We start from the raw sequence: 23,433 nt of genomic DNA on the forward strand, positions 1-23,433 counted from the left end.
AGTGCATGAACGTGCACAGTCGTCCGTGTGCATCCAAGGGAAAGCGGGGGAACAGACGGGGGAACAAATCCGAAAAGTCGTAGACTGCGCCCAGTTGTTCCCCCGTTTCCCTATGGGGGATGCCGTTCCCCCACACCTGGAGCTGTTCCCCCATGTTGACCGATGCCCACTGCAAAAACGCGAGTTGTTCCCCCACTTCCAAGCGTGAGCGGCTGGCTGATTCGGGTGGGCTGTATCTGGAGGTGAGCCCCACGGGGTCTAAGCGGTGGTTCTGGAAATACCGCATGGATGGGAAAGAGGGCCGCATGGCGCTGGGGAGTTACCCAGCCGTTGGGCTTACTGCCGCCCGCAAGGCCCGAGACGCCGCCAAACTGCAGAAAGCCGGCGGGGTCGATCCAGTGAAGGCCCGCAAAGTCGAAAAGCTCAAAGCGATCAACCCAGCGGGGGATACCTTCAAAGTTGTAGCCCTGGAGTGGTTCGGCAAACAGAAGCCTCAATGGAGTGACGCACACGCAGAGCGCTCATTGCGCCAATTCGAGCGCGACCTGTTCCCATGGCTGGGTGAAAGGCGTCTTGCTGAGATTGAACCCGTAGAGCTGCTGGCAACTCTGCGCAAGGTGGAGGAACGCGGTGCGGTAGAGACGGCAGACCGGGGCTTGATGCTGGCCCGCCAGGTGTGGCGCTACGGTGTGGCCACGGGCAGGGTGGGGCGCGACATTACGGGCGACCTGAAGGGAGCGCTGTCTCCATATCGAGGCCGTCACTTTGCCGCCATCACCGACCCGGTGAAGCTGGGCGAACTGCTGCGGGCGATTGATGCGTACCGGGGCGGCCCCATCGTGCGTGCGGCTCTCAAGCTGGCCCCCTTCTGTTCCAGCGGCCAGGTGAGTTGCGCGGCGCGGCATGGGCTGAAATTGACCTGGATGCAGCGCTGTGGACAATCCCAGCGGTCCGCATGAAGCGCGGCAAGGATGGCAAGGAAAACGGGGATCCCCACTTGGTGCCCTTGTCTGCGCAGGCTGTGGCAGTTTTGCGCGATCTACACCCGCTGACGGTGCACAGTGCCATGGTGTTCCCTGGCGAGCGCAACCACGCCCGGCCTATCTCCGAAAACTCGGTGCGCACCGCTCTTATCACCATGGGTTACACGCCAGAGGTGCAGACCTGGCACGGTTTCAGGGCTACAGCCCGCACCATGCTGGCCGAGCGCCTGGACTGTGATCCGCTTGTGATTGAAGCGCAGCTAGCCCACGCTGTGAAGGATGCCAATGGGCGTGCATACAACCGCACTCAGTACCTTGCACACCGGGCGCGGATGATGCAGCAATGGGCCGATTACCTGGACAAGCTACGCCAGGGGGCGGACGTGATACCGATGCCCCAGCGGGCCGCATGAGCCCCCACCAGCACCAGACACAAGGGCCGCGAGGCCCTTTTTTCATGGGCGCGGCATGGTGGTTTTCATTGCCTTCACCACCATTCCCGCAAAAACCGTGGGAACAGTGGGAACAAACACAAGGAACCCATTAACGGCGAGGGTTACCCGATGGTTGCGAGTGAGAACAAAGTGAGAACAAATTTGGAACAGAGTGAGAACACTTCTACATAGTGAAAGAAATCACGCATAAAACCCCAGTTTTCCAGCGCTTGGCCCTAAGCCCTTGTTTCTAGTGCATTCATTGCCGAGCTTTTCGGCTGAGTCTTTACGGTTACGCATTTGGCAGAACATCCTCGGAATTGGGCGCGCGAAGACTCTCCCTTGGCACGCCTTTTGGGCGACTAAAGCGTGCACAACTGCTATAAATTGGTGGTTATTAGTGTGTTGAAATTTCTTCGTAATTTATATTATTTTTCTGATGGTGTGATTAATTTTGAAGATCGCGAATTATTTTCTCTCGTAACGGGGAATCAGGTGAAAGACCAATGCGAATTTGCTCAACGGTTTGCATCGCTTTTTTTTGTTGTAGGCCATGATGTGAAGTTAGCTGTGATACAACATCAACTAGCAGGTTTTGGGTGGCAATGAAGGCACCTTCCCAATTTTTTACGTCGTTTATAGAGACGCCTTGGTGTTCCCGATTGCTGTATGGTGGAGGAACTAACCTAACCTTTGCTCCTTCCTTAAATCCACACGCGACAGTCCAATGCGCAAGCTTGTTGCGATTTTGTGTATTTGATTCAACTCTGGACTTTGCGCTCTCCCAGGCTTCCCAAATATGTTTAGCCTCCTCATCCAAATCCTCTAGTGCTGCTTTTAGAGCATTGTTGACCATGCGAACTTTTGAGCTAAAGCTATCGATAGTATCTAGCGCAGCATAAGGTATTCGCATATCGCTAGAAAAACCTCCGCCTGATTGCATGATTGTTAAAACATGAATTACTCCAAAAATCTGATATATCTGAATTTCTACTCTGGTCCAATTAGAGAGTGCTGAGCCAACTGCTCTATACATGGAGTCAATATTTTCGTTGCTCATGATAATGTCACCTGTTTTGATAATTTTCTCGTATTGAGCGCAAAGATGCGCTATTGCGAAATCTTCCGCCTTTCTGGATTCTAATTTTAAAAAAATTTGCTATCGGTGGTGCGGCTTGCCCCTCCCCTTTGTCCAAATTCAATTTTATTAAAAGTGATACCATGCTTAAGACTGCATGGTATCAGTCAAAAAACTGCGGTTCCTAGATTGGAGCTATATGTTGTTAACACCCGCTTTTATTCATTAACGCCGTCAATGAACAGTGATTCAACCAATCTACCCCTGTATCGCATAGAGCCCCCTCCAAGCTGGCAACCACGAAGCCCCGAGGGAGTGCTAAGTCTTGATATGGGTGAAGGCGATGAGGGGCGCTTAGCGCGCCTTGATGCTGTGGTTCAGTACCTAATGGAGCGAGAGGGATTACCGTGTTCTGTTGTGGTGGCAAAGGTATGCGATGCATTGGATGAGTGCGGCGATGCCCTCCCGCTCTACTTGCTTCAGCAAGAGGGTTTTGCGGTGGCATTGCCTCGCAATGCTCTGTTTGGCGGGGTTGGCCTTCACGGTTATGACATTCGCCCGGCTACATGTGGCAGAAGGGGCGCTATTTCTGCTATGCGCAAGCATTGGGTGCAGCAGCCACAGTGCAGCGTGTATGAGGCCACAAATTTGGACTGCATAGCAGTGACCCTGCGCCATGCGTTTGAACTTTGGGGTTATGGCCGGGCCGATGTTCCCGCCCTGGCCCTGCCAGACCCTGCGCAGATTGAGCCGGTTGGGGGATGGGATTCAAAGGGAAAGCATGGGTACATGGCCTTTAGCATAGGCAAGGCGGGGCGATTGGTTGGGTTGGCTGATCTGGTGCAATGGCTGATTGATACGCAAGAGGTGCCCTGCAGCATTGCGGTTGAAGATGTGTGCCAGAAGTTGCGGGCACCTGATGCAGCCAGTTGGCTTTACATAGTGAAACCCGGCGAGCTGGCCCGCCAGTTGACCAATGATGATGATTTTTCCTATCGGCCTGTCGTTATTGGGTACACACAAGAGAGCGCCCCCAAAAACTGCGGCCTAGCGGGCGCTTTGTTGCATATGCGTGAGTACTGGGCGGGCTCATCGTCCCCCATCGAATGTGACTACATTGGCTCACACACACTTGACCCATTGGCTATCCGTATGGATGTTGCGCATGGCCTTTGGGGCTGGGGCTCTGTCGTGAGTGTTGACACCTCTAAACCAGTTACTGCCACCGCGCCCGCTACCAAACTGGCAAGGGCTGACGTGAACGACTTCGCCAGCCTGTGCTGCTACTTTGCGCCCTATGCTGGCAAGGCACCCCACGAACGACCCAACTGGGATGCTAAGTGGGTGGACTATGCGCGCGCCGAGGTGAAGGCTCATGACGCTACCTATGGGCGCGGTGGGTTGACGGCTGTTGGTCGTGCGCTGGGCATGACCTATCAGCGAGTAAGTGAGTTGCTCAACAAGCATCCCGAGCCAAAAGCTGACCCTTTCAAAGGATTGGGTTCTAGGGCCGCATAACTCCATTGCTTGCCTTTCCCCTTCGGCCCGCGCTGTGCTGCGCGCAAGCCGAGAGGCTCGGTGCTCGTAACACCACAACCTTTAGCGGTAGCAGCCGCCACCGATAAGCGGGGTTTTGTCACGCCCAAATTCTCGAGATGGTGCGTCTGCACAGCCCCGCCATAGTTTCGGGTGGGATGAGGCGAACGGCAACGCCGCCCCCCTCGCCTACAGGCGTGTTCCGAACATCCCGCCCACCTGCTGTCTTTCGTATGGCAAACGGTAGTTTTCCTTGGTTCACCTGTAGAAACCCAGACCATGAGCCGCGTTATCACTCTGGCCAGCCGCTGCACTGCACCCACAACCGCCCAAGCTGCTGGCCCAAAATGGTTATCTGCTATGCGGGGCCGAAGTACCTCCGTGCCGAATCGGCGCGGCGCATTGGTGCGCCGCTTGAGCAAAGCCAAGACTATCGGCAGCGGGCAGATTCGCGTGTGGGGCTGCAGAGCTTGGCCTTGCACCAAGCGGTCCTCTTTACGGCGCAGGCTATCGAGCTAGCCGCACGCTCAAAGCGTTTGACAGGGGCTGCGATATGGGCGCAGCGACCACGCAATGCCCCGTAAATATGGCAGGCAGCAATGTGTTTGAGGTGCGGGCGAGCGTGCCCATTGCCGAGGTCATACAAGCGCTATCGCTGCTGATCGCCACGGCGCAGGCTTCGGCCCATGCGATTGCCTCCCATGCCGAGCGAGTGAATGAAACCCCTGGCGCTGCTTGGGCACCTGTGTGCCTGCTGGAACTGGCTGAAGACTTGCACGCAGCCATACAAGCGGGCTGCATTGATAAGCGCGCTATTGGCTGATTCAAGCCTTGTGTCGCCTTGTGGTTCTGCGCATTTCGTTGGCTGTCGTGCCCTCTGAAGCGGCCTTGTGCGGACGTACATAAGGCGACACAAGGCCCCCACTCTTGGCCCAATTCATTCCATACCCGCTTGATCCATGTCGGATGTGCGGGGACTTCAATGGAAGGAAATCATCTCAATGCAAGTAGTCCACCAATCCCGCCCAGTTGTTCCACGTGATCGTCTGGTGCGTCTGCCTGAAGTCGAAGGAATGACAGGGTGCAAGAAATCCACTATTTACCAAATGATTGCAGCGGGGCGCTTCCCCAAGCCCGTGCGCCTGTCTGCCCGACACGTTGCATGGGCAGAGACCGCAGTGCTGCAGTGGGTACAAGACCGCATTGCAGAGGTGCAGCAATGAGCGCCCGCGCTGTGGATGACCACTCCATGAATCCGGAGCCGTTGGACTTCACCCCAGAGCAAGGCGAAGCGCTTTCTGTGGCGGATGTGGAGCGCTGCTTTAAGGCTACCGACTTTGCAGATAGGGCGCTTCATGCGGCTATCGATGCCGCTTGCAACTTGATGGAGCAAGTTTCACAAGAGTCCCGGCCCGCCCTTATTGCCGCCCACATGCAAGCCAGTGCGCTTACCTATCTTGCCGAGCGCCTGGCCTGGGCTCGTTTGCCCGCCAGTGCACCAGAAAACACTAACGACGCATGACCGCCCATATCACCCCCGACCTGATCCGCGCAGCCCTGGCGCACATCCCAGCCAATGTTGCGCGTGAGGATTGGGCGCGGGTGGGCATGGCCATCAAAAGCGAGTTTCCCGACACCACCGGGCAAGACCTGTTTGAAGCCTGGAGCGCCACGGCAGACAAGCACGACGCACGGGCTACGCGCAGCACCTGGCGCAGCATCAAAGCGGGTGGGGGCGTAGGCATTGGCACGCTGCTGCACCTGGCCAAAGAACACGGCTTTGTGCTGCCCAAGCCCACCGAAGCGCCCCAGCCCCCGAGCCCCGAAGTGCTGGCCCAGCGTGAGCGCGAGAAGGCAGAGCGCCAGCGGGCCGAGCAAGCCCAGCAAGAGGCCGCGCACGCTGCTGCAGCGGCTGACGCGGTGGGCCAGTGGGATACAGCCAGCACCACGGGCCACAGCCCGTATTTGACCCGCAAGGGCGTGCACGCCCACGGTGTGCGCTTTGCCCCTGACGGCTGCTTGCTGGTGCCTGTGCGCGATGCTGCGGGCAAGCTGTGGAACCTGCAGCGCATAGCCCCAGAGCGTCCAGCCGATGGCACCGACAAGCTGTTTTTGAAAGGCGGGCGCAAGTCGGGCCTGTGGCACTGGTGCGGTAACCCTGCGGGGGCTCTGTTGCTGCTGGTGGCCGAGGGCTACGCCACAGCCGCAAGCCTGCATGAAGCCACGGGCTACCCGGTGGCCGTGGCCTTTGATGCGGGCAACCTGGCCCACGTAACCAAGGCCCTGCGCCAGCAACACCGCGCCGCGCTGCTGGTGGTGTGCGGCGACGATGACCGCGACACAGAAGCACGCACAGGCACCAACACCGGGCGCGTGAAGGCCGAGGCTGCAGCCCGTGCCGTGCGTGGCCTGGCCGTGTTCCCCGAGGGCCTGCCCGATGGCGGTAGCGACTTCAACGACATGCACCAGGCCCAAGGGCTGGATGGGGTGGGGGCTCTGGTAGGCCAGGCCATTGCAGCCCACCAAGCAGGGCAGGCACAGGCACTGCAGAGCCCCACCAGTACCACCCCTGCCGCTCATGAGCCCCCAGCCAACCCCACCGCAGAGGGCCGCGCCTTTGACCCGTTCACGGTGGACGATGCGGGCGTGTGGCATTCAGGCGTGGACAAAGAGGGCCAGCCCAAGCCGCCCATGTGGGTGTGCAGCCGCCTGGACGTGCAAGCCCTGACCCGTGACCAGGACGGCGCAGGCTGGGGCTATTTGTTGGCCTTTGCCGACCCGCTGGGCAAGCCCAAGCAATGGGCCATGCCTGCCCGCATGTTGTCGGGCGATGGGGGCGAATACCGCGCCGCGCTGCTCAATATGGGGCTGCGCATTGCCCCATCGCCCAGCGCCCGCAACCTGCTGACCCAGTACATCCAGACCCGCCAGCCCGGTGAGTTTGCAAGCTGCACTGACCGCATCGGCTGGCATGGTGTGGCCTTTGTGCTGCCCCATGAAACCATCGGCGACGATGCCGAGCGCATCGTGTTCCAGTCTGAAAGCCAGATGGAAAACACCTTCCGCATCAAGCGCGATGCCTGCGACTGGCGCGACCGCATCGGGGCTCTGTGCGTGGGTAATTCCCGCCTGGTGTTTGCCGTGGCCAGCGCCTTCGCCGGGCCGCTGCTGCGCCCTGCTGGCATGGAAAGCGGGGGCTTTCACATTCGGGGCGATAGCTCCAGCGGCAAAACCACAGCCCTGCGCCTGGCTGCCAGCGTGTACGGTGGCCCCAGCTACATGCAGCGCTGGCGCACCACCGACAACGCCTTAGAAGCCATCGCCGCGCAGCACTGCGATTCGCTGCTGATCCTGGACGAACTGGCGCAGGTAGAGGGCAAGGTGGCGGGGGAGTGCGCTTACATGCTGGCCAATGAGCAAAGCAAGGCCCGCGCTACCCGTAATGGCGCACCCCGTGCCCGCCTGTCCTGGCGCTTGCTGTTCCTGTCTGCGGGTGAGCTGGGATTGGCCGACCACATGGCCGAGGGCATGAAGCGCACCCGCACCGGGCAAGAGGTACGCATGGCCGACATTCCCGCCGATGCGGGCGCGGGCCTGGGTGCCTTTGAAAACCTGCACGGCTTTGCGGGTGGTGCTGCCTTCTCCAGCCACTTGACCCGAGAGGCGCAGGTATGCCACGGGGCGGCAGGCCATGCGTTCATTGAATGGGCCTGTGCCAATGCCGACACCCTGGCCAAGCGCACACGGGCGGCAGTGCAAGCCCTGGCGCGTGAGTGGGTGCCCCAAGCTGCATCGGGCCAGGTGGAGCGCGTAGCCGCCCGCTTTGCATTGGTGGGGGCTGCGGGGGCTCTGGCCACAGAAGCAGGGCTTACGGGCTGGCCAGTGGGCGAGAGTGAGCGGGCCGCACGCGCCTGCTTTGATGCCTGGCTGTCTGCCCGTGGTGGTGCTGGCAATGGTGAGGTGGTGTCCATGCTGCGGGCGGTGCGCCGCTTCCTGGAGACACACGGGGAAGGTCGATTCACTTGGTGGCACCGTGCATCGGATGACCACAACGCCAAGACGCTGCAGCGTGCGGGCTTTCGGCGCATGGTTGACCAGGACGGCAAGCCCATCAAGAGCGATGCCGAACACCAGCGGGAATATGGCGAGCGCATGGCCCCGGCTGATGGTGAGGCCGTGAGCGTCGAATACTTCCTACTGCCCGAGGTGTTCCGGGCCGAGGTGTGCCAAGGCTTTGACTACCAGGCGGTTGCCCGTGTTCTGTTGGAGCATGGGGCTCTGCTGCCTGGCACTGGCCGGGCGTTTGATTGCAAGCAGCGTTTGCCTGGCCTGGGCGTGTCCAACTGCTACCGCATTACCCCCGCACTGTTCGCCTTGGACGTGTAGGGCGTCAACCACCTGGCCAGGCCCGTGCATGCAGATGTGTGCACGGGCCATTGCATACCTGCGCCAAGCATTGGGCAGCGGTGCCGCCCGTGGGGGCGGGGCACGAAACCCCTTCGCGCTGAAAAATCAAGAAATGCACCAAAAGGTGCATCGGGGCCTTCGCTGATTTGAACGCTTGGGGCTCTGGTAGTCGGGCGCGTTGCGGGGTGCTGTGCCCGTAAATGTGCGAAAAATGCGGTTTTGCCTGAATTTTGTTCCCACTGTTCCCACTGCTCAAAAAGGAGTGGTAACGCGCTAAGCCCCTGTTTATGCGGTGTTCCCACTGTTCCCACTGTTACCACGCAAAAAAGCGAGAGGGGGAAGGAATGCGCTCAAAGTGCGAAACAGGCGATGCACATTATTGGGCATGGCATGGCATGGCGTGGCGTGGCGTGGCGTGTGGGGTAGGGGCTGTGAAAAATTTAGAGGCAGTCTGTGTGTAGACCGCTGCTGTCTATCCGTTCGCAACGCCGGGAAAAATGGCAGAGGGGGGTATGGCACGGGGCGGGTCGAAAGTGGGCGGCACCGTAACGGAAATCGTTCGCCTAGCCGCATATTGCTGGAATGCAAAAACTGCCCCCCTGGGGTTTGGGCCAGGGGTAGGGGGGCGATCAAAGTTTGAGGCGCATAGACGGGAAACCGACCAGTTCCCCGTTTTTCTGTGCGCGCAGGTTTTGAGGGGTGAGGGTGGGTCGTTTGGCCCCTAGCAAACCCAAAGCGGGGGAACAAATGGGGGAACAAAAGCAGTTTTGAAAAAGTGAAACCTAGCATTCATGCGGGTTTCAAGGCTTCATTCAGTAGACGCCAGCCCAAGGGCGTTCGCTGAAATTCTGCGAACGCCCTTTTTCTTTGATAAATCAACGATTGATGGCCTATGGGATGTCTACATGCACCCATCCAGCCTGGAGAAATTGGGGGTACAGCCGGGGGTACAACCACCCCAATTTGGTGTGGTCGGTGTTTTGTACCCCCAGGTTGATGCATTTTGAGTGCTCTAGAAATCTCAGGGTGCACGTGCGCTAGTTTGGTTGCTGTCGTTGCAGGCGTGGATTCGCGCGCATCAGCGCACTCCTGCGACTCAGCGGCGGAGCGCAGGGTCCCAGTGCTCCACAATCTTCCCATTCACTATCCGGAACATATCAAACCACGTAGTAACGTAGCGTTTGGTTGAGTCCTTCGGGTCTGGGTACTCGCGGCCAAAGCTCAGGATGACCAAATCACGTTCTGCAACGATAGAGACCAGCGGGGCTTGGATGTGTGGGGCGATGGTTTGGGGCTTTTTGATTTTGGAGAAAAAATCGACAAAGGCTGCGCGACCGCTTTGCACATTGGGGTTGTGCTGCACGTATTCGTCTGACAAGTACTTGTCGGAAAGCTCCATGTGCCCGCCCTCAAACACTTCCCGCCAGAAGTCAAACACCAGCCGCTTGTTGGCGGCCAAGGCAGGGTCGTTGCTGCCCAGCCAAGAGGATTGCTGATCAGGTGCGATGAACGACATTTCAGCATGCGACGCGATGGATGCGGTGCCGAGCAAAGCGGCCACCAGTGCCGCCTTCGCCAAAGATCTGTGCAGGTTTTTCATAGATGACAACGGTACTTGGTTGTGTTTTCAGGGATTGCGCAGTTTGTTGTCTGCGAAGCGTTGGAGTGATTGACGCCGTATGGAAGCCATTTCGCGAGGGGGTGCAACGGCGGCGATTCAGAAAACAAAGCCATGCGCTGCATCAACAGCAATGCCTGATTCCCGTCTTCTCCGGAGTGGCTAATTTCTACCCACCGCCAGTGCCGCCAGAACAGCGATGCTACCTGCGAGGTAGAGCCCACAGAGTCGAGGGATGGCCGCGTAGATTTCGATGGCAGCCAGCGCAAACTGGTAGCCGATTCTCCATTTGAGCCCCAGGGCCACCGGTGTGGTCTTTGATTCAGTCGTCACAAGGGTTTGGCGTCGTCGCCGACGCGATCATTGCAGCCCCCGTCAATTCATCAGGGCGTGGATGTGGCCCTCATGGCAAGCCACTGCGCTGGGATCAGTCCATACAGGGGGCTTGGATCTCTTTGCCATGTGTGGGGAGACAGCGGGGTCGTGGCATTTTGCGTGGAACCGTTGGAGTCGGGGTTCAGTGCCGCAAGCTGCTGCATCCATGCCAAGTCCACGGTCCCACTGGGCGTGGGGCGCGAGAAGATCAACTCCAGCATTCTGCGAGCCTTCTCATCGCCGCTGCTGGCTGCAATTTGGTACAGGCGCACTGCCTCTGCGTAGTTGGCTGGCACACCGTCACCACGGTGGTAGCGTTGCGCTTCGGTATACCACGCCTGTGCGTTGTTGCGGATGGGTTGGTGGGGCTGCTTGGATGGGCTTGGCTGAATGCGCTTGCGCAGCAGATGGGCATTGGCTGCTGCGGCGGCAGACCTGGTGGCTGCGGACTGGAATTGCGCGAGTGCTTTTTCGAGCTGGCCGGTCGCCAGGTATTCCAGCCCTAGTTCATTCGTCGCCTGGGCATTGCCTGCATTGGCCGCAGCCAGCAAAAGTGGGTGTGGGGCTTGGGCTGGTTCTGACGTGGGCGATGGTATGGGAGCGATCGCCTGGCTGACCAGCCATTCGAGATATTTGGCCAGACCTGGCGTGCCTTTGGTCAACTGCTGGATCCAGGGGATGGCTGCTGCAGGATTCGGGGGCTCAGGCACCCCATGATTTGACACCATGCCAAACCTACGGGTGCCAGAGGGTGTCGCAGTGCTTGGGCTTGTTCAAACCAATGTTGTGCCTGGGCTGTGTCTGTGGGCGTGCCCACACCATGCAGGCTTAGCAGGCCCAGCAGCCAAGCGGCTTCGGCTGGGCTCGTGGTTGGCTTGGGGGACGAGTTTGTGGATGGGCGCTTTGATGCAGCGGGCGCAGGCCCGCTGCCCAGCGCTGCTGCGCGCAGCGCCTGCACTGCTTGTTCAGTGCGGAGGGGGCTATTTGTAGCCGCAGATGGTGAAGGCGCATGGAGCGTTTCAGGGTCCAAGCCTTGGTCCGCAGATTCGGAAAAGCCCCTGGCTGCAGCTAGGGCCACAATGGGGAAGCACAAACCCAGTCCAAGTGTCGCTATCCACAGCAGCTTGGTGGGTGAGGCCAATGACAGGCGATGTGGCTTGGACATGGAGCTGCCGCAACGGTCTTATTTGCGGGGAGCTGGTGCTGCAGAGGCGGCGGTAGGGGTTCGCCGGGGCACCACATTCCAGTACACCGCGTTGCCGGTGTAGCCGGTGCTGCCCCATGCCTTGGCAAAGGCTTCGTTGATCTTCTCCAACGTGCGGATCCCCTGGATGGCCTTCAGGGCCGGGCCGCGCAAATCGTCGGGCAGCTTGGCGGTGCTGTCTTCGTCTGTGGCAAAGCAGGCAACTCCCTCGCGGCCCGGGCTGGCAGCGTCCATCACAAACCCCGGGTTGGGGCTCATCCAGTCCGGGATGCGGACAGCCTGGTTGGCAGACACCCAGCCCACCGTATTGGCTTGGTTGGGCAACAAACGCATGACGGTGCCGGTGGCATCGGCCAGATAACACTGCAGAAAAGATGCGCGTGACACTGTGGCAGACAAGAATATCTGTTCGCCGACTTCAAAGGCTGTGCGGTCCAGCAGCACGTTCTCAATTTGCATGTTCAAGGTGCGCTCGGCGGCGGGCGCCCCATACATCAGCGCACTGGTCACCACGGGCTTTGTGGGCTGGTCTGCGGCCTCTGGCTTGGGCTGCACCGGCTCGGCATGGGTAGAACTCCAACCGATGCGCGCCAATGTGCCGTCCGCAGCCAAGTCCACAAAGTGACGCAAAGCCCGTTCGTAGGTCGGGAAGTCCACCACGCCGGTCACCACCATCCCGTTGTCGGCCTGAAAGCGTGCCAATGCGGCCCGAAGCTGGGGGTTGGGTTCTGCCAGCGAACTGCTGCTGGACGGGCTGGCTGAACTGGCACCTGCTGCGAGGTACCCGCGGCTGGTCAATGAGCGCGCAACCAGCTGGATGCGCACCGAGGCTGAGCCCTCGTCATACCAGTCGCGCAACTGCCGCTGAAAGTCGGGGTGGTTTTGCTCCAAAGTAAGGCATTGCCAATAGGGCACGCGTGCCCATTTGCCGACCAGCTCAATCGTGGCCAAATCGACCAGCGTCCGCATGGCGCTGCCAGCGCCTTGGGTGTAATCGCGCCCGACATTGAATTGCACCCCATAGGTGCCAATACGGCCCGCTAGGTCCACACCTTGGCCGCCACTGCCCACAATGACCTCGTTGGCCGAGTCCAGTCCGGGTATCAGCGTGCGGGTGCGGAAGTCGCCCAGGTGCATTTCCAGCCCGATGATGGTGGCGTTGCGGCTTTGGCTGTAGCCCAGATCCACGCGGGGGCCAGACAGCCCCGTGTCAAAGCGGTTGTTGATGACGTTTTGGTCCGCAAACGATACGGCGCCAGAGATATACAACGCTGGCCTTTGCAGCTGGATCTGGTTGTTGTTCAGCAAGATGGTGGTCAGGTTCTGCACCGTGTCTTGCCGTGCAATGTCCACCTCATAGTCCACAAACCGGAAGGCATTGCTCAAGCGCGACATTTGCGACAGTGCCGTGATCACCATGTCTTTGCTGGCCACTGCCACGCGGCCAGAGTAATCCGGAATCTGTTTGCTGGTGATGAGCGTGGTGGGCTGCTGGGCGTCGCGCAGCATGTGGTCCATGCACACCAGCGAATCAGAGAAGCTGGAGATTGAGCGGGTGGGGCGGGTGGCGGGGCGGTCGGTGATGGAGGCGCGCTCCTGAAAGGGCTGATCCTTCCTGGGGTCCATAGGGATGGTGCAGCCACTCAGCCACAGGCTGCCAAAGATAGCCACCAAGATGCCCCAACGCAAAGGGCGGTGCAAGGGCCCGGCCGGGGCCAGGTGGGGGGATGGCATGTGTGTGCTCCTACCTCGGGCGCCGCGCCCAATGGGCTGCCTGGCTACTTGCAGATGTTGACCAGATCGCCGCGCAGCACCACCACTTGCGGGGCGGCCGTGGTGCCGTACCTGGCGGTGTTGGCTGTACCGCTGGAAACCGTATTGCTACCCACCTCCTGCACGCAGGTTTTTTGCATGCCCTGTGCATTGGCCGTTGTGACCACGTCGTTGTTGGTCAGCACACCAGAGGTGTCTTCCGAAAACGCCTTGGCCTCATAGCGTGCGATGCGGGCGCGCAGCCATGCGGGCATGCTGGTGTTGCCATCCAGGTTGGAGGAGGGCGTGGCAGCGCCGGTAGGCTGCATTTGCACGGTGAGCTTTTTGGTCAAGATGACCGGGTCTTCGCCAGGCGCCTGTGCCCAGGCGACACCGCAGAGATTGAGACAAAGACTCCAGGCTGCGAGCCTGGGCCAGGTGTAGCGAGTGCCCATGGAACACCTCCAGATTTGAATGAAGGAGCAGCCTTCAAGGGTGTGCGATCTGAGTCATCGGCCTGCGCAAACGGTACGGGCGACCCCGCACTGTTTCCGCAGGCCTTCAGGTGGTGATGGCCGCCGTCAGGCAGCACAGTGGCCAGGGGCCTTAGTTAGGCCAGTTGCTGGTCTTGGTGGGCTGGCAGGTGAAGCAGGCGTTGTTGGTAGCGATGTTTTGCACCGCTTTGCTGTTGCTGCCGCTGGACAGGTTGGCGATGGTGGCACCAGTCAGAGCGGTGAACTGGAGCGAGTTGCCCGAAATGGTCACTTCGCCAACGTTGGAGGACAGGTTCTGGCTGGCATAAGCGTCGCTGCCGCTGGCGGTGTTGGTCACACTGCCGCCAACCCCCAGCACCCCTTGGATGGAGTTGCCGCCCACAGTGACATTGCCTGTGTTGGAGGCCAGGTTTTGGAACGCCTCGCTCTTGGAGCCTGTGGAGTTATTGCTGGCAGACACATTGGCCAGCGAAGCGAATTGCACCGAAGTGCCAGTGATCGAAATATCGGGACTGGAAGACACGGGGCCTGTGGCCATGGCAGTGGAGGCAATGGCGCTCAAAGCAATGAAAGCAAGGGTTTTCATGACAGATCCTTCGATGATGGTTGTCGACACTGTCTGCACCGCAGCGAATCTGCGGTGCAGTGGCTTGGACAGTTCAGGTCGGCTGGCCTCTCCGGGGAGGTGGCTGCGTTTCCTCGCTGTCTGGGGTCAGTGTCTGCGCGCCCCTCTCCAATACAAATACGGGGGACTGGCTACCCCATACGGTGGAGCGCTCTTCCACGCAAAACGCTTGGAAGCCTTGTGGGTTGCGAGGATGAATCGCCGCCCTAGCTTGATCGCGGGTGAAAACCTAGGTAGTAACTGTTTGTGAAATTTGCAATCATTTGACGATTTCAAACAACGTGAGGAAATTTTGTTGCATTGTGTTCGCTACCGAACGGAGTGGAGAGCACGCTGCGGTCACGATGCAGTCAGCTCAAAACCTGTGCGCAAACGTAAGGATGCGCAGTGACCGCACGAAGCACCAGCGGTGTGGTTGCCGACTGCCTTCATCTAAGCCGGCTGCACGGTGGCTTTGCCTCTCACTGCAGCATCCAGGGTTCTGCGCGGCTTTCAATGCAATTCAAGTTCCCTAGGAGTGTTTATCGTGAGCAATCATGGGCAAGTCGAATCTTCAGCTGCGCCAAGCGTGCATCCCTCTGTGCCTTCAGGCCAGTTTTCCACCTACTCCAATCCACCATCGGTGTGGCCCGCTTTCCTGGTCGGTCAAGAGTCCAGCCCCATCAGGGTGCTGCTCGTGGATGACGATGCGCACATTCGGATGGTGATTGCGCAGGAGTTGATGTCAGATCCGCGCACTTTGCTGGTAGGCCAGGCCGCCAGCGTCAGGGAGGGGCGCAAGGCCATCAAGCAGCATGAGTTTGATGTGCTGCTGGTAGACCTGAACTTGGGCGATGGCGAGGCCTTTGAGCTGCTGGAGTTTTTCAGGTCTTTTCGCCCCTCGGCACAGGCGGTCGTCATTTCCGTGATGGAAAACGACGAGCAGGTGATGCGAGCCTTTGAGCTGGGGGCTGCGGGCTTTGTGGGCAAGAATTCCTGGTTTGGCAACTATGCGCAATCCGTGCTGCAAGTTGCCAATGGTGGCGCGTCTATCACCCCCAACTTAGCGCGGCGCTTGCTACAGCGGTTTGACCGTACTAACGCAGCAGAATCTAAGCGGCGCCAGCCCGATGATGCTGACCGCCTTTCCGCCCGCGAGAAAGAGATTTTGCGCCTGGTCGCCAGCGGGTACACCAGCGTGGAAGTCGGGTCGCGCCTGTTCATCAGCAGCATGACGGTCAACACCCATCTGCGGAACATCTACCGCAAGCTACAGGTCAGGACCCGTGCACAAGCCGTGCGATTCGCCTCCTTGAGGGGATTGTTCTAGCCAGGGTTGCCATCACCGAAGGCTTGCTGCCCGCGCTATGTTTCGCACCCGTCCTGCCTGGTTTGCGATCACCTGTATTTCCTTTTGGTTGCTGCAGTTGGTGTTGACGGTGCTGGCGTTTGGCTGGCTTGGGGGTATCGGTGGTGGTGTGCAACTTTGGCTGCGAGGTGTGACGCTGCTCGTCTGCTTGGCATTGGGGGGGCTGCTGCTCATTCAGCTGCCCAGGGCCTTACAGTGGCGACCCCGCCTGAGTCCACGACCGAGCCCGGAACTGCATGCTGAACGGCGGCGCATTGCCCGTGACCTGCACGACAGCCTGGGCTCTCAGCTTGTGTGTGCCATGGCGCTTCTTGACTCCAAACCTTCCAGCGACAGCGAGGTGCTCAATGTTCTGGAGCGCTGCATGCTCGATCTGCGCCTGATCGTGGACTCCATGGGCGGGGAGGGCGAGTCGGTGACCGAGCGCCTGGCACGGCTGCGCCACCGCATGCAGCCCGTGCTGGAGCGCCGCGACATCCAGATGACCTGGGACGTGCAAGTCTTTGATGGAGCCATGCAGTTGCATGGGCACTGTGCTACCCACTTGGTGGCAATTGTCCAGGAGGCATTGAGCAATGTGCTGCAGCATGCCAGGGCTACCGAAGTGGCTGTCAGCGTGCACTACCTTGCTGCGTCGGGCTCTTGGTATGCCGAGGTCAGCGATAACGGCATTGGCATGGATACACAACATGACGGCGCCCAGGTGCACGCCGGATCAGGCATTGCAGGCATGCGCAGGCGGGCGGAACTGGCTGGGGGGCAGTTCAGCTTTCTGCCGCGCCAGGGTGGGGGCACCTGTGTGTGGGTGATCGTGCCAGGCGGCGCTGCGGATGGCTAGTCCGCAAAGCCAGGGCAACGACGAGGTATCTATCAGTTGAGGCCAATAGGCAAAAAAAAGCCCGGCAGGTGCCGGGCTTGAAATGGATCCCTGAAACCCAGGTTTCGAGAGGATCCAAGGAGACAACTGGAGTCAGGAACAGCGTTCCTTGTAACCGGTGTGTGCGCAGCGCTTAGCGCTTGCGTGGGGCGGCCGTCTTGGCAGCGGTGGCGGCAGTGTTGGCCACAGCGTTGAAGTTGGCTTCGGCCACGTCGCTGGCTTGCTTCACGGCCTTTTGCACCGATTCAAAAGCATTGTTGGCGGCAGACACAGCGCTCTTCATCACGGCCACAGCGGTTTCAGAGCCAGCAGGGGCGTTCTTTGCAGCGCTGTCCACCAAGTTGGTGAAGGCCTTCTGTGCGTCGGTGGCTTGGCTTTCGAAAGCCTTGCCAAATTCAGCGCCGGTGCCCGAGGCGATGTCGTACAGGTGGCGGCTGTAGGCAGCGGTCTTTTCTGCCAGGGGTTGGAACAGGCCAGCCTGCAGGGCCAGCAGCTCTTGCGCGTCCTTCACGCCCAGCACGGCTTGGGTGTGGGTTGCGGCTTCCGACAGGGCAGCGCGCGAGGCAGTCACGTTCAGCTCGACCAGCTTTTCCACGCCTTCAAAGGCTTTGGTGGTCAGGCCAAACAGGGTTTCGATGTTGGCTTTGTGGGAGGCCAGGATTTGTTCTGCGGTCAACGTCATGTCATATCTCCTAAAAAAGGGGGCCGAAGGTGGCCGGGTACTTACAGACATCTGCTCTGACGTTGTGATTCGGATGAATCATGTTGCAGTGCAGCATGGGTTGAATTTTAGGCCGCTGCTCGGCTATTGCAAGTGTTTTTTGTTGCAGTGCAGCAAATTAGAGGCAAGGCTCCAGGAATGGGGTGGCTTGCCACAATGGCGTCATGCACGCCTATTACGCCGACCAGTTCGTTTTGCCTTTGCCCGAGGGGCACCGCTTTCCCATGGCCAAGTACCGCATGCTGCGCGACCGCATTGCGCAGGAGCTGCCCGGCGTGGCCTTGCATGTGGCCCCCACTGCGACGGATGCCGAGCTGGTGCTGGCCCACGCACCCGCCTACGTGCAGGCGGTGGCCACAGGCACGCTCACACCCGCCGAGCAGCGGGAGATCGGCTTTCCCTGGAGCGAGGCCATGGCCGAGCGGGCGCGCCGCTCCGTGGGGGCCACGCTGGGGGCTTGCCGCGCAGCGCTGCGCGACGGGATTGCAGGCAACCTGGCAGGTGGCACGCACCACGCCTATGCCGACAAGGGCAGTGGCTTTTGTGTTTTCAACGATGTGGCCGTTGCCGCACGCCTCATGCAAAGCCAGCACCCGATGGCTCAAGACACCTCCCCGGAGGCTGGCCTTGAACCCCTCAAGTCCCTGCAGGTGGCCGTGATTGATCTGGACGTGCACCAGGGCAACGGCACGGCCCACATCTTTCAAGGCGATGCCAGCGTGTTCACCCTGTCGCTGCACGGCGAGCGCAACTTTCCGTTCCGCAAAGAGGCCAGCGACCTGGATGTGCCGCTGCCCGACGGTTGCGGCGACGCGGACTATTTGCAGGCACTGGACCAAGCGCTGGACGTGCTGGCGCAGCGCTTTCGCCCCGACCTGGTGTTGTACCTGGCGGGGGCTGATCCGCATGAGGGCGACCGGTTGGGCCGCCTGGCGCTGAGCTACGACGGGCTACAGGCCCGCGACCACCGCGTGTTCGACTGGGCCTGGCAGCGCCGCGTGCCGCTGGCTTTTTCCATGGCCGGGGGTTATGGGCGCGACATTGCCAGCACCGTGCAGGCCCAGCTCAACACCTGGCAGGTGGCGTTGCAGTATTACGCCCGCTGGCAAAATGCGGCGGCATGAGCACGCCCACCTCCGCACCCACCGCACCCACCGCAGCCGCTGCACCCACAGTGCAGACACCCGCCCGCCCCGCGCCGCAGCCCCGCCGTGCGTACCAGGCGTTTCGCTCCATCAGCACCCGCTGGGCCGACAACGATGTGTATGGCCACGTGAACAACGTCGTTTACTACAGCTGGTTCGACACGGCGGTGAACGCGCACCTGATCGAGCAGGGCGTGCTCGACATCCACGCGGGCACCACCATCGGGCTGGTCATCGAGACCCAGTGCAACTACTTTGCGCCCCTGGCCTTTCCGCAGACGGTGGAGGCGGGCATCCGGGTGGCGCGGCTGGGCGGCTCCAGCGTGCGCTACGAGGTGGGGTTGTTCGCCCAGGGCGAGCCCCTGACCGCCGCCGCAGGCCACTTTGTGCATGTCTACGTCGACCGCGAAACCCGCCGCCCCGTGCCTGTGCCGGCCCCACTGCGCGCCGTGCTGGAAAAGCTGGTGCCCCATCGCGATTGAAGTGTGATCTCCGTGCGATGTGCGTGCGCTTGGTTTGCTATTAAAAATATAGCTGCTCGCGCTTTATTGGTAGGCGCTAGAGGCTGATTTTTCTTCAATCCCAGCGCGGGGGTGGCCCCCGCAGGCCGTGGCCCTGCTGCAGCGCTGGGCACCCTGCAAGGGCTACACTTTGGCGCCTTGCTCCCGAGAGCGTTCAAACCACCCCCCTGGCACCTTGGTTCCGCCGTGTCGCACTGCCTGCATCGTCTGCGGCAGGGCCCCCGGCCCGGGCCGCTTTGCGGGGTGTTGGCAGCCCTTGGCGCGCACGGCGTGTTGTGAAACCAGATCCCTGACCCTATGGCCTCCCCCGGGCCTTCCCGGTCTTTTGCGAGGGCATCGCCCAGTCCATGATCATCACCAGCTTGCTCGACACCGACCTGTACAAGTTCACCATGATGCAGGTGGTGCTGCACCAGTTTCCCAGTGCCCAGGTCGAATACCGCTTCAAGTGCCGCAACCCCGGCGTGCAACTGGCGCCCTTTGCCAACGAGATCCGCGACGAAATCCGCTCGCTGTGCGGCCTTCAGTTTCAGGATGCCGAGCTGGCCTACCTGCGGTCGATGCGTTTCATCAAGAGCGATTTTGTTGATTTTCTCGGGCTGTTCCGCCTGAACGAGAAGTACATCACCATCACGCCCCTGCCCATGGGCGAGATCGAGATCACCATCCGCGGCCCCTGGCTGCACACCATCTTGTTTGAGATCCCGGTGCTGGCCATCGTCAACGAGGTGTACTTTCGCAACACGCAAAAGGTGCCTGACTTTCCCGAAGGCCGCCGCCGCCTGGACGCCAAGATCGCAGCGCTGCAGGCCGATGGGCTGGGTGACCTCAAGATTGCCGACTACGGCACGCGCCGGCGCTTTAGCCGCGCCTGGCACGAAGAAGTGCTGCGCGTGCTGGTGGCCCGCCTGGGCACGGGCGACCGCCGCCCCGGCGCACCCACGGGGCCGGGCCAGTTTGCAGGCACCAGCAACGTGCTGTTTGCCATGAAGCTGGGCCTGACCCCACTGGGCACCATGGCACACGAGTACCTGCAGGCCTGCCAGGCCCTGGGCCCGCGCCTGCGCGACAGCCAGGTGTTTGGCTTTGAAATGTGGGCCAAGGAATACCGGGGCGACCTGGGCATTGCGCTGTCGGATGTGTACGGCATGAGCGCCTTCCTGCGCGACTTTGACCTGTACTTTTGCAAACTGTTTGACGGTGCGCGGCACGACAGCGGCGACCCCTTTGCCTGGGGCGAGCGCCTGCTCGAGCATTACCGCAAGAACCGCGTCGACCCATTGACCAAAACCCTGATCTTCAGCGACGGCCTCACCATTCCGCGCACCATCGAGCTGTACCAGCAGTTCCGGGGGCGCTGCCAGCTGGCCTTTGGCATTGGCACCAACCTCACCAACGACCTGGGCGACGCGCCCGCGCACGAGCCGCTGCAGGTCGTCATCAAGATGACCCGCTGCAACGGCCAGCCCGTGGCCAAACTGTCGGACACGCCCGGCAAGGGCATGTGCGACGACGAGGCCTACCTGGCCTACCTGCGGCAGGTGTTTGAAATCCCCGCGCCACAGCCTGTGCAATCAGCGCTGTGAATGCATTGACTGAGCCCACCACCGCACCCGTCTGTTTTTCAAAAAGAACCGCAATGATGGAGACAAGAACAATGACCCTTTCTCGCCGAGCGGCCCCGTGGATGGCGGCGGCCGCAGCCCTGTTGCCCAGCCTGGGCCAGGCCGCCGAACTCGATGGCAGTGCACTGTCTGCCTTGTGGGGCGTGCCGTTTGCGGGCCTGCTGCTGTCGATTGCGCTCATGCCCTTGCTGGCCCCCATCTTCTGGCACCACCACTTTGGCAAGGTGGCGGCGGGCTGGGCGCTGGCGTTCTTGCTGCCGTTTGCGGTGGCCTTTGGCCCTGGCGCAGCGGGCGCGAGTTTTGTGCACGCGCTGGTGGCCGAATACATTCCCTTCGTCATCCTGCTCACCGCGCTGTTCACCGTGGCGGGGGGCATCTACATCCGGGGCAACCTGCACGGCAGCCCGGCGCTCAACACCGCCATTCTGGCCATTGGTGCGGTGCTGGCCAGCGTCATGGGCACTACGGGCGCGTCCATGCTCATGATCCGCCCGCTGATCCGCGCCAACGACAACCGCAAGCACACGGCGCATGTGGTGGTGTTCTTTATCTTCATCGTCTCCAACGCCGGGGGCTCGCTCACCCCGCTGGGCGACCCGCCGCTGTTCCTGGGCTTCTTGAAGGGCGTGGACTTTTTCTGGACCGTGGGCCACATCTTCCCTGAGACCCTGTTTCTGGTCGGCGCGCTGCTGGCCCTCTTCTTTGCGATGGACTCCTGGTACTACCACCGCCGCGAAGAAGTGCTCAAGGTCGATCCGACCCCTGACACCCAGGCCATTGGCTTTGACGGCAAGGCCAACTTCGCCCTGCTGGGCGTGGTGGTAGCACTGGTGCTGATGAGCGGGCTGTGGAAGTCCTCCGTGTCGTTCACCATCGCCGGGGCTGACGTGGGCTTGCCCGGCATCGTGCGCGATGTGGGCCTCATCGCCGTGACCCTGGTATCGCTGTGGCTCACACCCAAGCAGGTGCATGAGGACAACCAGTTCAGCTGGGGCCCCATGCAAGAGGTGGCCAAGCTGTTCGCAGGCATCTTCCTCACCATCATCCCCGTCATCGCCATGCTCAAGGCCGGTGTCAACGGCCCGTTTGGCGCCGTGGTGGCCGCGGTGACGCGGCCCGATGGCACGCCCGATCCGGCGATGTACTTCTGGGCCTCTGGCGCGCTCAGCTCCTTCCTCGACAACGCGCCCACCTACCTCGTGTTTTTCAACACAGCGGGGGGCGACCCTGCCGTGCTGATGACCACCCTGGCCCCCACACTGGCGGCCATTTCGGCGGGCTCGGTCTTCATGGGCGCCAACAGCTACATCGGCAACGCCCCCAACATGATGGTCAAGGCTATTGCCGAAGACCGGGGCGTGAAGATGCCCAGCTTCTTTGGCTACATGCTGTGGTCGGGCGGCATTCTGGTGCCGCTCTTTATCGTCATGACTTTCATCTGGTTCAAGTAGTGAACATCCCCCTGAGCGGCTGCGCCGCTTCCCCCTTCTCTCGCACCGCTGCGCTCTGCGGGAAGGGGGACGCCGCCCTCGCTGCAGGGCGGCCTTTGCTCGGCGGCCACTGGCTTGGGCCACGCCAGTTTCATAGGCCGACGCGCCTTGCGAGTAGTTTGGAGACTGAAGATTTATGAGCAAACCCCGCATCCTGGTCGCCCGTGCGATCTTCCCCGACATCGTGGACCGCCTGCGCGCGCATTTCGACGTTCAGGACAACCCAGATGACGTGATCTGGACGCAGCAAGAGCTGGCCGAGCGCCTGGCCGACAAGGACGGCGTGCTGACCACGGGCAGCCAGCGCGTGGATGCCGCGCTGCTGGCCGCCGCGCCGCGCCTCAAAATCTGCGCCAACATGGCCGTGGGCTACAACAACTTTGACGTGGACGCCATGACCGCCGCGGGCGTGCAGGGCACCAACACGCCCGATGTGCTGACCGAAACCACGGCCGACTTTGGCTTTGCCTTGCTGATGGCCACCGCCCGCCGCATGACCGAGAGCGAGCATTACCTGCGCGCCGGGAAGTGGACCAAGTGGAGCTACGACATGTTTGCGGGCAGCGACATCCACGGCAGCACGTTGGGCATCATCGGCATGGGCCGCATCGGGCAGGGCATTGCCAAGCGCGGCGCGCACGGCTTTGGCATGAAGGTGGTCTACCACAACCGCTCGCGGCTGCCCGCCGAGCTGGAGGCCGAATGCAAGGCCACCTACGTGGGCAAGGAAGAGCTGCTGCGCACAGCCGACCATGTGGTGCTGGTGGTGCCGTACAGCGCGGCATCGCACCACACCATCGGCGCTGCCGAACTGGCGCTGATGAAACCCACCGCCACGCTCATCAACATTGCGCGCGGCGGCATTGTGGACGACGCGGCGCTGGCTGTGGCCCTGCGCGAAGGCCGCATAGCCGCAGCGGGCCTGGATGTGTTTGAGGGCGAGCCCAGCGTGCACCCGGACTTGCTGACCGTGCCCAACGTGGTGCTCACGCCCCACATCGCCAGCGCCACGGTGCCCACGCGCCGTGCCATGGCCAATCTGGCGGCAGACAACCTGATCGCCTTTTTAGGCGGGCGTGGCCCTCTCACCCCGGTGAACCAGCCCGTGACCGGCCTGCGGGCGCAGTAACACCGCTCCTTCAAGCGAAATAGGCCGCCAGCGCTTTATGGATAAGCGCTAGCAGCTATCAAAATAATAGT

The 23,433-nt window shown here is 61.0% G+C and carries 20 protein-coding genes and 1 pseudogene; 13 read left to right on the top strand and 8 right to left on the bottom strand.

Annotated features, from left to right (window positions below):
• Positions 1-152: 152 nt before the first annotated feature.
• A pseudogene (locus EAG14_RS08210) lies at positions 153-1,396 on the top strand (tyrosine-type recombinase/integrase).
• Between the two features lie 469 nt (positions 1,397-1,865).
• Here EAG14_RS08210 and EAG14_RS22710 read toward each other — a convergent pair.
• Positions 1,866-2,477, bottom strand: a complete 612-nt coding sequence (locus EAG14_RS22710; protein ID WP_162995938.1) for a hypothetical protein — start codon at positions 2,475-2,477, stop codon at positions 1,866-1,868.
• A gap of 681 nt (positions 2,478-3,158) precedes the next feature.
• Here EAG14_RS22710 and EAG14_RS08215 point away from each other — a divergent pair.
• The 5 genes from EAG14_RS08215 to EAG14_RS08235 all read left to right on the top strand — a co-directional run bounded on the left by EAG14_RS08215 (position 3,159) and on the right by EAG14_RS08235 (position 8,417).
• On the top strand, positions 3,159-4,013 hold the full coding sequence (locus EAG14_RS08215) for a hypothetical protein (protein ID WP_162995939.1): 855 nt from the start codon (positions 3,159-3,161) through the stop codon (positions 4,011-4,013).
• Between the two features lie 604 nt (positions 4,014-4,617).
• A complete protein-coding gene (locus tag EAG14_RS08220) occupies positions 4,618-4,854 on the top strand; it encodes a hypothetical protein (protein ID WP_121728561.1) in 237 nt (78 codons plus the stop codon).
• Positions 4,855-5,032: 178 nt separating this feature from the next.
• Positions 5,033-5,254, top strand: coding sequence for an AlpA family transcriptional regulator (locus tag EAG14_RS08225; protein WP_121730365.1), 222 nt, complete (start codon positions 5,033-5,035; stop codon positions 5,252-5,254).
• Positions 5,251-5,553 carry a hypothetical protein gene (locus EAG14_RS08230; RefSeq protein ID WP_121728562.1) on the top strand — a complete coding sequence of 101 codons (303 nt, stop codon included), beginning with the start codon at positions 5,251-5,253 and terminating at the stop codon, positions 5,551-5,553. The genes EAG14_RS08225 and EAG14_RS08230 overlap by 4 nt, the downstream gene beginning before the upstream one ends.
• Positions 5,550-8,417: a DUF927 domain-containing protein gene (locus EAG14_RS08235; protein ID WP_121728563.1), complete on the top strand. Its 2,868-nt coding sequence runs from the start codon at positions 5,550-5,552 to the stop codon at positions 8,415-8,417. The genes EAG14_RS08230 and EAG14_RS08235 overlap by 4 nt, the downstream gene beginning before the upstream one ends.
• Before the next feature lie 1,117 nt (positions 8,418-9,534).
• Here EAG14_RS08235 and EAG14_RS08240 read toward each other — a convergent pair.
• From EAG14_RS08240 to EAG14_RS08260, 6 genes are all read right to left on the bottom strand, one after another.
• The gene (locus tag EAG14_RS08240; protein WP_121728564.1) at positions 9,535-10,038 is read right to left on the bottom strand and encodes a nuclear transport factor 2 family protein; all 504 of its coding nucleotides are present in this window, start codon (positions 10,036-10,038) and stop codon (positions 9,535-9,537) included.
• A gap of 180 nt (positions 10,039-10,218) precedes the next feature.
• On the bottom strand, positions 10,219-10,389 hold the full coding sequence (locus EAG14_RS22715) for a hypothetical protein (RefSeq protein ID WP_162995940.1): 171 nt from the start codon (positions 10,387-10,389) through the stop codon (positions 10,219-10,221).
• A gap of 50 nt (positions 10,390-10,439) precedes the next feature.
• On the bottom strand, positions 10,440-11,159 hold the full coding sequence (locus EAG14_RS08245; RefSeq protein ID WP_162995941.1) for an SEL1-like repeat protein: 720 nt from the start codon (positions 11,157-11,159) through the stop codon (positions 10,440-10,442).
• Between the two features lie 455 nt (positions 11,160-11,614).
• Positions 11,615-13,369, bottom strand: coding sequence for a DUF4384 domain-containing protein (locus EAG14_RS08250; protein ID WP_121728566.1), 1,755 nt, complete (start codon positions 13,367-13,369; stop codon positions 11,615-11,617).
• 44 nt (positions 13,370-13,413) lie between these two features.
• Positions 13,414-13,842: a hypothetical protein gene (locus EAG14_RS08255; RefSeq protein ID WP_099655812.1), complete on the bottom strand. Its 429-nt coding sequence runs from the start codon at positions 13,840-13,842 to the stop codon at positions 13,414-13,416.
• A gap of 151 nt (positions 13,843-13,993) precedes the next feature.
• On the bottom strand, positions 13,994-14,467 hold the full coding sequence (locus EAG14_RS08260) for a hypothetical protein (RefSeq protein WP_121728567.1): 474 nt from the start codon (positions 14,465-14,467) through the stop codon (positions 13,994-13,996).
• 607 nt (positions 14,468-15,074) lie between these two features.
• Here EAG14_RS08260 and EAG14_RS08265 point away from each other — a divergent pair.
• Complete coding sequence (locus EAG14_RS08265) at positions 15,075-15,815, top strand: response regulator transcription factor (RefSeq protein WP_099743472.1); 741 nt, start codon at positions 15,075-15,077, stop codon at positions 15,813-15,815.
• Between the two features lie 37 nt (positions 15,816-15,852).
• A complete protein-coding gene (locus EAG14_RS23725) occupies positions 15,853-16,692 on the top strand; it encodes a sensor histidine kinase (RefSeq protein WP_121728568.1) in 840 nt (279 codons plus the stop codon).
• A gap of 172 nt (positions 16,693-16,864) precedes the next feature.
• Here EAG14_RS23725 and EAG14_RS08275 read toward each other — a convergent pair whose 3' ends face one another.
• Positions 16,865-17,413, bottom strand: a complete 549-nt coding sequence (locus EAG14_RS08275; protein ID WP_099741428.1) for a phasin family protein — start codon at positions 17,411-17,413, stop codon at positions 16,865-16,867.
• A gap of 203 nt (positions 17,414-17,616) precedes the next feature.
• Between EAG14_RS08275 and EAG14_RS08280 the strand changes: the two genes are divergently transcribed.
• The 5 genes from EAG14_RS08280 to EAG14_RS08305 all read left to right on the top strand — a co-directional run bounded on the left by EAG14_RS08280 (position 17,617) and on the right by EAG14_RS08305 (position 23,362).
• Positions 17,617-18,576 carry a histone deacetylase gene (locus EAG14_RS08280; protein ID WP_121728569.1) on the top strand — a complete coding sequence of 320 codons (960 nt, stop codon included), beginning with the start codon at positions 17,617-17,619 and terminating at the stop codon, positions 18,574-18,576.
• Positions 18,573-19,079, top strand: coding sequence for a thioesterase family protein (locus EAG14_RS08285; protein WP_240456970.1), 507 nt, complete (start codon positions 18,573-18,575; stop codon positions 19,077-19,079). The genes EAG14_RS08280 and EAG14_RS08285 overlap by 4 nt, the downstream gene beginning before the upstream one ends.
• Positions 19,080-19,465: 386 nt before the next feature.
• Complete coding sequence (gene pncB, locus EAG14_RS08290) at positions 19,466-20,704, top strand: nicotinate phosphoribosyltransferase (protein ID WP_121728570.1); 1,239 nt, start codon at positions 19,466-19,468, stop codon at positions 20,702-20,704.
• A 71-nt stretch (positions 20,705-20,775) separates the two neighbouring features.
• Positions 20,776-22,194 carry a sodium:proton antiporter gene (locus EAG14_RS08295; RefSeq protein ID WP_121728571.1) on the top strand — a complete coding sequence of 473 codons (1,419 nt, stop codon included), beginning with the start codon at positions 20,776-20,778 and terminating at the stop codon, positions 22,192-22,194.
• A gap of 175 nt (positions 22,195-22,369) precedes the next feature.
• Positions 22,370-23,362, top strand: a complete 993-nt coding sequence (locus EAG14_RS08305; RefSeq protein WP_121728572.1) for a D-glycerate dehydrogenase — start codon at positions 22,370-22,372, stop codon at positions 23,360-23,362.
• Positions 23,363-23,433 lie beyond the last annotated feature (71 nt).

The organism is Acidovorax sp. 1608163, assembly GCF_003669015.1.
Taxonomy (GTDB): Bacteria; Pseudomonadota; Gammaproteobacteria; order Burkholderiales; family Burkholderiaceae_C; genus Acidovorax.